This is a genomic window from Embleya sp. NBC_00888 (genome assembly GCF_045207655.1).
In the GTDB taxonomy this organism is placed as follows: Bacteria; Actinomycetota; Actinomycetes; order Streptomycetales; family Streptomycetaceae; genus Embleya.
Genome location: NZ_CP108784.1, coordinates 4,128,599 through 4,141,305 on the forward strand (window position 1 = coordinate 4,128,599; position 12,707 = coordinate 4,141,305).

The following is a 12,707-nucleotide window of genomic DNA, read 5'->3' on the forward strand; positions in this document are numbered from 1 at the left end:
GAGGCCACGTCACCCCGCGGCCGGGTGTGCCCGGTGCGGTCCGGCGTCAGGACTTGTTGCGCCGCCACCGCCGCTTGCGCTCCGGCTCGGCCGGCTCGTCGTCCGCGTCCGCGTCCGCCCCCGCCTCGTCCGCGGCCGGATCACCCGTCCACGGCCCGAGCAGGTCGTCGGCCAGCGAGTGATCGCCCGGCGCGGCCGGCGGCGGCAGCACCGGCAGCGCGTGCGTCTCGTCCAGGTTCAGTTTCGGGATCTCCCGGGTGTCCTCGGCCGCCTCGCGCAGCTTTATCTGCCGCAACTCGGTGGTGTCGGCGTCGTCCGCGGACACCTTGGGAACGCCGTGTACGGGCGTCTCCCCCAGCGCCGGGTCCGGCCGCCGGATCCCGTGCACCGGAGTCTCGACCATGTCGGCGTCCGTCGAGGGACCCGCCTCCGCGGCGAGTGCGGCGGCCTCCTGCGCGGCGCGTGTCCGCGCGGACGCCGCGGCCTCCGCCGCGCGCGAGGCCTCCCGCTCGGCCCGGCGACGATCGGCCTCGGCCCGGCGCAGCGCGTCCTCCGCCCGACGGCGCTCCTCGGTGGCCCGGCGCTCGTCGGCGACCCGGACCGCCTCCTCGGCGCGCATGCGCTCGACGTCGCGGGCCGCCTCGGCCTGCAACCGGTCGCGCTCCTCCTCGGCCAACCGCTGCCGCTCCAGAGCCGCCTCGCGCTCCTCCTCGGCACTGGCCCGAGCCTGCTCGGCCTGGAGCGCGGACGCCTCCTCGAGCCGGCGGCGCTGCTCGTCGCGGCGCTCGGCCTCCTCCTCGGCGCGCACCCGGGCCTCCTCGGCCCTGGCCTTGGCCTCCTCGGCGACCCGCTGCTGCTCCTGGGCCCGGCGCTCGGCCTCGGCGGCGAGCCGGCGGCGCTCGGCCTCGGCGTGCAGCCGGGCCTCCTCCGCCGCCTCGGCCGCGGTGCGGGCCCGCTCGTCCGCCTCGGCGGCGATCCGACGGGCCTCCTCCTCGGCGTAGCGCTGCTCCTCCTCGGCCAGCCGGGCCGACTCCTCCTCCAGCCGGGCCTGTTCGGCCTGGCGCTGGCGCTCCTCGCTCTCCGCCCGCAGCCGGGCGATCAGCGCGGCCTTCTCGGCGTCCCGCGCGGCCTGCTCGGCCTTGCGCCGGGCGTCCTCCTCGCGCATGCGCTTGGCCAACTCCAGCGCCTGGCGCTTCTCCTGCTCGGACAGCGGCAGTTCGCGGTCGAGCCGGTGCCGGATCGGCGTGGTGACCGCGTCCGGCTCCTGGTCGGCGTCCACGACCAGGTAGCGGTCGGGGTCGTGCGCGGCCAGGTCCAGGAACGCGTGCCGCACCCGCAGGTGGAACTCGCGCGGCTCGGACTCCAGACGGTCCGGTGCCTCGGTGAAGCGGCCGTGACCCACCGCGGGGTCCAGGTCGAGCAGGATGGTCAAGTCGGGCAGCAGCCCATCGCCGGCCCAGCGCGAGACCCGGCCGATCTCGCGCGCGCCCAGGCCGCGCCCGGCACCCTGGTAGGCGATCGAGGAGTCGATGTAGCGGTCGCTGATCACGATCGCGCCGCGCCGCAGCGCGGGCAGGATCACGGTCTGCACGTGCTCGGCCCGGTCCGCCGCGTACAGCAGCGCCTCGGTGCGCGGGTCGATCGGAGCGCCGTCCAGGTCGAGCAGCATCGCGCGCAGGCGCTTGCCGACCTCGGTCGCACCGGGCTCGCGGGTGACCACGACCTCGTGGCCCTTGGCCCGGATCCACGCCGCGATCGCGTTGGCCTGGGTCGACTTGCCCGCTCCCTCGCCGCCCTCCAGGGCGATGAAGAAGCCGGTGGCCCCGGCCGGTCGGCCGGTGATGTGGTCCTCGTTGCGGGTCGCGGCGGCCAGGTCGCGCAGGATCGGCACGCCGCGCCGGTCGTCCACGCTCAGCAGCGCGATCCAGCCCAGAATCACCACGAACGCGCCGGTGCCGGCCAGGATCAGCGCGGCACCGCTGTAGTCGAAGGTGAACCGGTCCGCGATCACCCACGAGCGCACGCCCACGTAGCCCGCGCCGATCGGCGCGGCGACCAGCGCCACGAACAGCACGATCCGCACGATCAGTTGGGCGAACGCGAAGGCCCGGGCCCGCAGGTCCTCACCGAAGTCGAGGCCGTACATCGTGTATCCGGTGACCCACGCGACGCCCGCGAACACGCCGAGCACGGCGGCGAGTACGGCGGCCACCACCACGTTGGCGACCGCGGCCAGGATCAGCAGGGTCAGACCGGCGAACATCACCGCCACGCCGTACAGCCGCCGCCGGCTGAACGCCGGCACCACCCGCGGACCCCACAACATGCCCGCGCTGACGCCGGCGATGAGCATCAGGAACACCGTGCCGTAGGCCGCGTTGCCCGCGTGCAGACCGACCACCAGCAGCGGCGCGGTGGCCACCAGCGCGCCGCCCGCCAGGAACAGCGCGATCATCCCGACGATCAGGCCGCGCGCGGTCCGGCCGTGGCCGAACACCTTGCGCCCGTCGGCGAGCACCTTGAACGGGTTGGGCCGCCGGGTGCTGACCGAACGTCCACGCGTGGGCATCCGGATCAGGAAGGCGAACACCGAGGCGGCCAGGAACACCGCGCCCGCGGTGTAGCAGGCCAGGTTCGAGGGGTGCTCGACGAACATCGACACATCGTGCGAGAAGGCGGTGCCGATCAGCGCGCCGAGGATGAACAACAGCGCCGCCGCCGGGGCCGCGCCGTAGGAGGTCACGAGGTTGAACTGGTTGGCGGTGCCCAGCCGTTGCCGCGGCACCAGGTTCGGCACGGTGGCGTCCCGAGCGGGTCCGGCGAGCGCGCCGACCACACCGACCGCCGCGGTCGCGCCCCACACCCACCACATCTCGTCCACCAACGGCACGGACACGAGCACCAGGGCCCGGATCACGTCGCACGTCACCAACGTCCAGCGCCGGTCGAGGTGGTCCACGATCGCGCCCGCCACCGAGGCGACCAGGGCGGCCGGCAGCATCCGCAACGCGAACACCACCGCGACCGCCGTGGCGTGCTCGCGGTAGTCGCCCTCGACCGTCCACAGCGCTGCGGAGGTCAAGGCGAGCAGCGCGAGCCAATCGCCCAGCGCGGACGCCGCGACCGCGAACCAGAAGCGGCGGAAGGGGCGGATGCTCAGCACGCCCCCGATGCCCTCTGTCGGTTCGACCTGACGGGGCGGTATCGCCGAATCCGGCGCTTGCTGCTCCGCGTGCGTCATACGGAGAACCCTAACGTCGTCACCTGACGGGAAACGGCAACCTCGACCGATCCCCCGTGCTCCGGCGGCGGACCGTAGCACAGGGCCCGATGTCGTCGCCGGAACCGACCGAGGCGGCGCCGGATCCCGCCGGCGCCGCCTGATCGAAACGTACCGAGATATCCCTACCTCGACACCGAGATATCCCTACCTCGGTCCTGTCGCCTCACGCCTCGTCGGCCGCGTTCTTCGCGCCGGCGTTGGCCGTCGCCTTCGCCGCCGCCGACTTGGTGGTCTTGCCGTCGGCCGCGGGCTTCTTCGCCGCCGTCTTCTTCGCGGCGGTCTTCGTGGCCGTCGTCTTCTTCGCCGGGGCCTTCTTGGCCGCCGCCTTCTTCGTCGTCTTTTTCGCCGGGCCCTTGGCCCGCTTGTCCGCGAGCAACTCGTAGCCGCGCTCGGGGGTGATCGTCTCCACCGAGTCGTCCGCGCGCAGCGTCGCGTTGGTCTCGCCGTCGGTCACGTACGGCCCGAACCGGCCGTCCTTGACCGTGACCGCCTTGCCGCTGACCGGGTCGGTGCCCAGCTCCTTCAGCGGCGGCTTGGCCGCGGCCCGGCCGCGCGCCTTGGGCTGGGCGTAGATCGCCAGCGCCTCGTCGAGGGTCACCGTGAACAACTGGTCCTCGGTCTCCAGCGAGCGCGAGTCGGTGTCCATCTTGAGGTACGGGCCGTAGCGGCCGTTCTGCGCGGTGATCTCGGTACCGGTCTCCGGGTGCTTGCCCACCACGCGCGGTAGCGTGAACAGCTTGAGCGCGTCCTCCAGAGTGACCGTGTCCAGCGCCATCGACTTGAACAGCGACGCGGTGCGCGGCTTGGGGCCGTTCTTCGCGGTGGCCTTCTTCGCGGTCTTCTTGGCCGGCTTGGCACCGTCCGCGGCCGGGGCCGGGGCCGGGGCGGCGGGCGCCTCGGGCTCCGGCAGCACCTCGGTCACGTACGGGCCGTAGCGGCCGTCCTTGGCCACGATCATGTGCCCGCTGACCGGGTCGATGCCCAGCTCGTGGTCGCCGCTGGGCTTGTCGAGCAGTTCCTCGGCCTTGGCCACGGTCAGCTCGTCCGGCGGCAGGTCGTCCGGCACGTCCGCGCGCCGCTCGCCGCGCTCGACGTAGGGACCGTACCGGCCCACGCGCAGCACGATGCCCTCGCCGACCGGGAACGAGTTGACCTCGCGGGCGTCGATCGAGCTGAGGTCGGTGACCAGCGCCTTGAGGCCGCCGAGGTGGTCCTCGTCGGGCCGGCTCTCGTCGCCGAAGTAGAACTTGCGCAGCCACGGCACGGCCGCGGTCTCGCCGCGCGCGATCCGGTCGAGGTCGTCCTCCATCTTCGCGGTGAAGTCGTAGTCGACCAGCGTGGCGAAGTGCCCCTCGAGCAGCCCGACCACGGCGAACGCGAGGAAGGACGGCACCAGCGCGGTGCCCTTCTTGAACGTGTAGCCGCGGTCCAGGATGGTGCCGACGATCGACGCGAACGTCGAGGGCCGACCGATCTCCCGGTCCTCCAGCTCCTTGATCAGCGACGCCTCGGTGTAGCGGGCCGGCGGCTTGGTCGCGTGGCCCTCCGGGGTGAGCTCGTCGGCGCTGAGCGCGTCGCCCTCGGTGACCATCGGCAGCCGCCGCTCGCGGTCGTCCAGCTCCGCGTCGGGGTCGTCCGAGCCCTCCACGTAGGCCTTGAGGAAGCCGTGGAAGGTGATGATCTTGCCGCTCGCGGTGAACTCGGCGTCGCGCCCGGGCAGGTCCGCGCCCTGGGCGATGCCGCCGATGCGCACGGTCACCGACTGGCCGACCGCGTCCTTCATCTGCGACGCGACGGTACGCATCCAGATCAGCTCGTACAGCCGGAACTCGTCGCCGGCCAATCCGGTCTCGGCCGGCGTGCGGAAGCTCTCGCCCGAGGGTCGGATCGCCTCGTGCGCCTCCTGCGCGTTCTTCACCTTGCCCGCGTACACCCGCGGCGCGTCCGGCACGTACTCGGCGCCGTACAGCTCGCGCACCTGCGCCCGGGCGGCCGTGACGGCCGTCTCGGACAGCGTGGTGGAGTCCGTACGCATGTAGGTGATGAAGCCGTTCTCGTACAGCTTCTGCGCGATCTGCATCGTGCGCTTGGCGCCGTAGCCGAGCTTGCGCGAGGCCTCCTGCTGGAGGGTGGTGGTGCGGAACGGCGCGTACGGGGAGCGACGGTAGGGCTTGCGCTCGACGGCGCGCACCGTGAACGACGCGGACTCCAGCGCGGCGCTCAGCGCGCGCGCACCGGCCTCCTCCAACTGGAGCACACCGGCGTTCTTGAGCTTGCCGTCCTGGCCGAAGTCGCGACCGGAGGCGACCCGCTTGCCGTCCAGCGAGACCAGGCGCGCGTTCATCGTGCTCGGGTCGGTGGGGTCGCCCGCCCGCCCGGTGCCGAAGACGCCGAGCAGGTCCCAGTACGAGGCCGAGGTGAACGCGCGGCGCTCCCGCTCGCGCTCGACCACCAGGCGGGTGGCCACCGACTGCACACGGCCGGCCGACAGGCGCGGACCGACCTTCTTCCACAGGACCGGCGAGACCTCGTAGCCGTAGAGGCGGTCGAGGATGCGGCGGGTCTCCTGCGCGTCGACCAGTCGCTGGTTGAGCTCACGCGGGTTGTTCACCGCGGTGCGGATCGCGTCCTTGGTGATCTCGTGGAACACCATCCGGTGCACCGGCACCTTGGGCTTGAGCACTTCGAGCAGGTGCCACGCGATGGCCTCGCCCTCGCGGTCCTCATCGGTCGCGAGGAAGAGTTCATCGGCGTCCTTGAGGAGCTTCTTGAGCTTGGCGACCTGGGATTTCTTGTCCGCGTTGACCACGTAGATCGGCTCGAAGTCGGCGTCGACGTCGACCCCGAGACGGGCCCACGGCTTGCCGGCGTACTCGGCCGGGACCTCGGCGGCGCCGTTGGGCAGGTCGCGGATGTGTCCCACGCTCGCCTCGACCACGTAACCGGGGCCGAGATAGCCCTTGATCGTTTTCGCCTTGGCCGGGGACTCGACAATGACGAGTCTCAGGCCGTCGCGCGCGGTCTCGCTGCTCGGGGACACCTTCGCTTCTCTCTCCATCGTCGTCGGCAGCGGCCGTGCCCAGTTGGGCAAGGCCGTACTCGGGGGTTCGTATTCACATTGCGGTTGCCGGGTGGCGGAGCGTGACCGGGGGTCGGCCCCGTGTGTCAAACCGGTTCTGCTCGGCTTGCGTCACGGAGTCGTCCCGGCGCCGCTGTCCGGCCGGACCGTCCCCCGGATCCGGCGAATGCTCCGACGGCCGGGTCCCATGCCCCTCGAACGGTAACGCGCGCATCGCGGTTCCCGCCTCCCGACCCCGTTGGTTCGTGGCCGAACGGGAGGCCGCCGCCTCCATACAACACATTTTCTTGGCAACGGCAAGGAGTATCCGGTGGGGACAACACCTGCGACTGTACAGGCGTGTCGCCCCGGATCACGGTGCACCGGCCCAAGCCGCGCTCAGTCGGTGGTGTCGGACTCCGCCGGGAGAGCCTCCCCGACCTCGGGGAACAGCAGGAATCCGTCGGCAACCAAACCGCGCAGTTCGCCGGGTACGGCGTCGCGCAACCGGGCCGGGTCCTCCTCGAGCAGCTCGGCGATCGCGTCCACGATGACGCCGGCCGGAAGCCGCCCGTCGCTGGCCCCGGCCAGGGCCGCGCCGACGGTGTCCACCCGGTCCGCGCGACACATGCCGCGCCGCTGCCGCAGCACGACCGCCTCGGGATCCTCGGCGCCCGGGGCGCCGGTCTGCTCCTGGATCACGTGGTCGGCGAGCCGGAAGGGGACGTCGAGCAGGCCGTCGTCGTCCGTCCCGGCCAGCCGGTCCTGCCGGCCGAACCACGCGTGCACCTCCGAACCGAGCGGTTGTTCGATCGCGTGCGGCCAGTCCTCGATGTGCACGTTCGGCGTGTCGGCGCCCGACGCGCGCAGCGTGATCCAGCCGAACCCGATCCCCTCCACGCCGTCCCGCTCGAACGCGGACAGCCACGCGTCGTAGCGTTCGGCGTAGGCGGCCCCGCGATGGTCACCCGAATCGCGCAACCACAGCTCGGCGTACTGCGCCGGGTCCTGCACGTCGCGCTGGACCACCCACGCGTCGCAGCCGGTGGGCGCGAGCCAGGCGGCCAGCCGGTCCTGCCAGTCCTGCCCGCGCAGGTGCTGCCAATTGGCCAGTAGCTGGCAGTAGCCGCCGTCGTTCAGGAAGCGCGGCGCCTGCGCCACCAGGAGTCGGCACACCTCGTCGCCGGGCAGGCCCGCGTCGCGGTAGGTGAACCGTTCACCCACCGGAGTGATCACGAACGGCGGGTTGGACACGATCAGGTCGAACCGCTCGCCCTCGACCGGCTCGAACAGGCTGCCCTCGGCCAGGCCGACGTTGCCCACCCCGGACAGCGCCATGGTCAGCCGGGTCAGGTCCAGCGCCCGCTTGTTGACGTCGGTCGCCAGCACCGAGTCGGCGTGTCGCGACGCGTGCAGCGCCTGCACGCCGCATCCGGTGCCCAGGTCCAGCGCGCGGCCCACCCGCTCACGCACGGTGATCCCGGCGAGCGTGGTGGACGCCCCGCCGATGCCGAGCACGTGGTCCGCCCGGACCGGGCCGTTCACGCCGCCGATGCCCGCGCCCAGGTCGGACACCACCCACCAGTCGGTGTCCGCCTCGCCGTAGGGCCGGATGTCCACGAGCGGGCGCACGTCCTCGCCGTCCTGCTCCAGCAGCCCGCCGGCCAGCGCCTCGGCCAGCGGCAGGGCCCGTCGCACGTGCGCCTCGGGCGCCGAGGTCTGCAGCAGGAACAGCCGGATCAGCACGGCCCGCGGGCTCGCCGCGTCCGCCCGCAGGGCACGCAGCGCCGGCACGGTCTCACCGCGCGACAGCGCCGCGTACGCCTGCGGTCCGAGGGCGTCGAGGCAGCCGTCGACGGTGTAGTCGGCCGCGATCAGGGCCTCGCGAAGTCGGGCCACCTGGGAGGTGTCGTTCATGGTCACGCGCACCATCCTGCCTCGTGCACGAGGCCCGGCGGGTCAGCCGGTGGCTGCCGTGCCGGTCGGCGGCGCCGAGGAGGACGACGTGCCGCCGCTCGGCGGCGGGCCGCTCGGCGTGGTGGACGCGCTCGAGGAAGCGCTCGGCGACTTGGACGCGCTCGGCGCGGCGCCCGAGGCGCCGGCACTGGGAGTACCGCCCGGCGCGGCGCTCGTCGGCGCCGAGGTGACCGGCGCGGTGGGGAGCGCGTCCGGCTTGCCCGCCGCGCATCCCGGCACCGCCGCGAGCGCCTTGCCCGGCTCGCCGCGGTGCAGCTTGTCCAGCGCCGTGTGCGCGGACGCGCGCAGCCCGTCGATCTCCGGGTTCAGCGAGCGCAGTCCGTCGGCGAACACGTTCTGCTTGTCGGTGGCCAGGCTCTCCACCTTGGCCTGGATCCCGGCCCAGCCCTTGGCCGCGTTGCGCAGTTCCGCGACCACCGACGTGCGCAGCGTGGCGCCGTCCGCGACGGCGGGTATGCCCGCCCGGTCGATCGCGTCGGCCAGCGCGTTGTCCGCGTCGGCGAGTCGGGAGATGTCGGCGGCCAGCCGGGTGCGCAGAGTCGCGGGCTGCTCGTTGGGGATCACCGTGCCCACGTCGGCCAGCGCCACCCGCGCCTCGTCGATGCGCGCCGTCACATCCACCGCGCAGACCTTCGCGGCCCACGCCCGCAGTTCGGCCTGCGTCTTCTTTTTCTCGTCGTTCTTGTCGTCGTCGCCGCCACCACACGCGGTCAAGGCCGATGCCAGGACCAGCGCGGAGACCACCAGGAACTTCCTCGACACGCTTTCCACCTTTGCTCGGAGCCGGACGCAGACTCGCACAGCGCAAAGGTGTTCGGCCAAACGCGCACCTCGGACGTGGCACGGGCGCGGTACCGGATTCCCCGGTTCCGCGCCCGTGCGCACCTCGGATCGGATCAGGCGGCCGCCTTGGTCGTCCGCTCCTCGTGGTCGTCCTCGTCCTCGCCGACGACCACCGACTTGCGCTTGCTGTACCAGACCGCGCCCACGATCACCACGACCGAGAAGGCCGCCGCGAGGGCCCGCAACGCGCCGCTCTCGTCCGCGCCGATGCTCAGCTTGACCACGGCCGGCGCGATCAGCAGCGACACCAGGTTCATCACCTTGAGCAGCGGGTTGATCGCCGGTCCGGCGGTGTCCTTGAACGGGTCGCCGACCGTGTCGCCGATGATCGTGGCCTCGTGCGCGGCCGAGCCCTTGCCGCCGTAACTGCCGTCCTCGACCATCTTCTTGGCGTTGTCCCACGCGCCGCCGGAGTTGGCCAGGAACACCGCCATCAGCGTGCCGGTGCCGATCGCACCGGCGAGGAACGCCGCGAGCGGGCCGATGCCCAGGGTGAAGCCGACCGCTATCGGAGCCATCACCGCGAGCAGCCCGGGAGTGGCCAACTCGCGCAGCGAGTCGCGGGTGCAGATGTCCACCACTCGGCCGTATTCGGGCAGTTCGGTGCCGTCCATGATCCCGGGACGGGTGCGGAACTGGTTGCGCACCTCGAACACCACCGCACCCGCCGCCCGGGAGACCGCGTTGATCGCCAGGCCGCTGAACAGGAACACCACGGCCGCGCCCAGGATCAGCCCGACCAGGTTGTTCGGCTGGGTGATGTCGGTGGCGAACGCGAACGAGGTGAGCTTGGAGGCGTCGGCCAGTCCGCCCGCCTCCTCCACGGCCGTGCGCACGGCGTCGCGATAGGACCCGTACAGCGCGGTCGCCGCGAGCACGGCGGTCGCGATGGCGATGCCCTTGGTGATCGCCTTGGTCGTGTTGCCCACCGCGTCGAGCTCGGTGAGCACCTGGGCGCCCTCGCCCTCGACGTCGCCGGACATCTCGGCGATGCCCTGCGCGTTGTCGGAGACCGGTCCGAAGGTGTCCATGGCCACGATCACGCCGACCGTGGTCAACAGCCCGGTACCCGCGAGCGCGACCGCGAACAGCGCGAGCATGATGATCCCGGCGCCGAGCAGGTACGCGCCCAGCACCGCCACCGAGATCAGCACCGCGGCGTACACCGCGGACTCCAGGCCCAGCGCGATGCCGGACAGGATCACCGTGGCCGGGCCGGTCAGCGAGGTCTTGGTGACGTCGCGCACCGGTCGCCGGCTGGTCTCGGTGAAGTAGCCGGTCAACTGTTGGATGACCGCCGCGAGCACGATCCCGATCAGCACCGCCACCAGCGCGAACACGCGCGGGTCGGCGTCGTGCGCGAGGATCTCCTGATCGGTCAGCCCGTCCAGGTCCGAGAACTTGCTCGGCAGGTACAGGAACGCCGCGCCCGCGACCAGGATCAGCGAGATGACCGCCGAGACGAAGAAGCCCCGGTTGATCGCGGTCATGCCGCTGCGGTCGCCCGGCCGAGGCGCGACCGTGTAGATGCCCACGATCGCGGTCAGCACGCCGATCGCGGGCACGATGAGCGGGAAGACCAGGCCCGCGTCGCCGAAGGCGGCCTTGCCCAGGATCAGCGCGGCGACCAGGGTGACCGCGTACGACTCGAACAGGTCCGCGGCCATGCCCGCGCAGTCGCCCACGTTGTCCCCGACGTTGTCGGCGATCGTCGCGGCGTTGCGCGGGTCGTCCTCGGGGATGCCCTGTTCGACCTTGCCGACCAGGTCCGCGCCGACGTCGGCGGCCTTGGTGAAGATGCCGCCGCCCACGCGCATGAACATCGCGAGCAGCGCGGCGCCGAAGCCGAAGCCCTCGAGCACCTTGGGGGCGTTCTCGCGGTAGAGGATCACCACGAGGGCCGCCCCGAACAGGCCCAGGCCGACCGTGAACATGCCCGCGACGCCGCCGGTGCGGAAGGCGATCCGCATCGCGGCGTCCCGACCGGCGTTGCCGGAGCGGGCCGCGGCGGCGACCCGCACGTTGCTGCGCACCGCGAGCCACATGCCCACGTACCCGGTGACGGCCGAGAAGACCGCGCCCACCAGGAAGAAGATCGAGCGGCCGATCCGCTCGTTCCAGTCGTCCGCGGGCAGCAGCATGAGCAGGAAGAAGACGCCCACCGCGAACACCGCGAGCGTGCGGAACTGGCGGGCCAGGTAGGCGGCCGCGCCCTCTTGGATGGCGCCGGCGATCCGGCGCATGGATTCGGTGCCCTCGTCTGCCGCGAGCACTTGACGCACGAGTCCGGCGGCGACGCCCAGGGCACCAAGGGCGATCACCGCGACGATGACGACGTAGGTGAGGTTGCCGCCGGTGACGGAGACGTCCGCGGCGACGGTGAGTTCGGAGGGGTGGATCCCGGACATTCGTCCTCCTTGGCTAGGAGCACTTTCAGATCGGGACTTCTCAATGCGAAAGGAGTGTATGCAAATGATCAAGATCAGACCATGGGAATCGCCATGATCAGATCAAATTACCGATGAAATCCGGGCGCGATTCCCAAAAATGGCCTATCGATCCGGAATCAGGTTTTACGACCCGGAAAAGGGGATACACGAGAACGCCGAAATCGCCCCCGGGCGTCCCGGGGGCGATGAGGTGGTACGGGGTGGGGCTCGGTCAGCCCACGGTCTCGGCGGACTTCGCGCCGGAGGGCCACGACATGCGGATCACGCCGCCCTCGGCGCCGGTCCGCACGTCGAGATCGTCGACCAGGCCGAGAATCACGGCGAGGCCCATCTCGTTCTCGATCAGATCGAGGCCGGAGCCGTTCGTGGACAGGTCGGGCATCAGCCCGGCACCCTCCGCGAGGCCCGCCTCGGTCAACGCCGGCTGTGGGACGCCGTCGTTGACCTCGATACAGAAGCGGCCGTCACCGTCGTCCAGGGTGACCGTGACCGGGCGGTCGTCGTCCACCCGGTCCTGGTGCATCCCGACGGCGCGGGAACACGCCTCGCCGACGGCGAGGCGCACCTCGTCGAGCACCGTCTCAGCAACCCCCGCGCGCCGCGCCACGGCGGCGGCGACGAGCCGCGCCGTGCGGACGTGTTCGGGCAGCGCGCTGAAGCGCAGCTCGACGATGGCCATGGTTCCCCCAGCCGTGCGAGCACCCGCCCGGGCCGGCGCGGGTGCGGTGTGCGTCCGGTCAGGACGTACGTCGGTCAGTCGGACGAGGCGATGGCCACGGCCACCGACGGATGAATCGGGAAGACCTTGGTCAGGCCGGTGATGCGGAAGATCTTCAGGATGCGCTCCTGAGTGCACACCAACTGCAGCGACCCTTCGTGGGCACGCACCCGCTTCAGGCCACCCACCAGCACACCGAGCCCGGTCGAGTCCAGGAAGTCGACGGCTTCCATGTCGACGATCAGGTGGAACTGGCCTTCGTTGACGAGTTCCACCAGTTGCTCGCGCAGCTTGGGTGCGGTGTATACATCGATCTCGCCGCCCACCTCGACGATCGTACGACCGCCCTCGGTTCGGGTCGACAGGGACAAGTCCACG

The 12,707-nt window shown here is 71.9% G+C and carries 7 protein-coding genes; all 7 read right to left on the reverse strand.

The window, feature by feature from the left end; genetic code table 11:
• Positions 1 to 46: 46 nt before the first annotated feature.
• The gene (gene tmk, locus OG948_RS17145) at positions 47 to 3,241 is read right to left on the reverse strand and encodes a dTMP kinase (protein WP_406297399.1); all 3,195 of its coding nucleotides are present in this window, start codon (positions 3,239 to 3,241) and stop codon (positions 47 to 49) included.
• 205 nt (positions 3,242 to 3,446) lie between these two features.
• Positions 3,447 to 6,323 (reverse strand): type I DNA topoisomerase, encoded by a 2,877-nt coding sequence (gene topA, locus OG948_RS17150; protein WP_406297400.1) that lies wholly within the window; start codon positions 6,321 to 6,323, stop codon positions 3,447 to 3,449.
• Positions 6,324 to 6,740: 417 nt separating this feature from the next.
• Positions 6,741 to 8,273 (reverse strand): methyltransferase, encoded by a 1,533-nt coding sequence (locus OG948_RS17155; RefSeq protein WP_406297401.1) that lies wholly within the window; start codon positions 8,271 to 8,273, stop codon positions 6,741 to 6,743.
• Between the two features lie 27 nt (positions 8,274 to 8,300).
• Complete coding sequence (locus tag OG948_RS17160; protein WP_406297402.1) at positions 8,301 to 9,080, reverse strand: hypothetical protein; 780 nt, start codon at positions 9,078 to 9,080, stop codon at positions 8,301 to 8,303.
• Between the two features lie 134 nt (positions 9,081 to 9,214).
• Positions 9,215 to 11,569, reverse strand: a complete 2,355-nt coding sequence (locus OG948_RS17165; RefSeq protein ID WP_406297403.1) for a sodium-translocating pyrophosphatase — start codon at positions 11,567 to 11,569, stop codon at positions 9,215 to 9,217.
• A gap of 253 nt (positions 11,570 to 11,822) precedes the next feature.
• Positions 11,823 to 12,290: an ATP-binding protein gene (locus OG948_RS17170; protein WP_406297404.1), complete on the reverse strand. Its 468-nt coding sequence runs from the start codon at positions 12,288 to 12,290 to the stop codon at positions 11,823 to 11,825.
• A 74-nt stretch (positions 12,291 to 12,364) separates the two neighbouring features.
• Positions 12,365 to 12,706 (reverse strand): STAS domain-containing protein, encoded by a 342-nt coding sequence (locus tag OG948_RS17175; protein ID WP_020549531.1) that lies wholly within the window; start codon positions 12,704 to 12,706, stop codon positions 12,365 to 12,367.
• Between the last annotated feature and the right edge of the window lies 1 nt (position 12,707).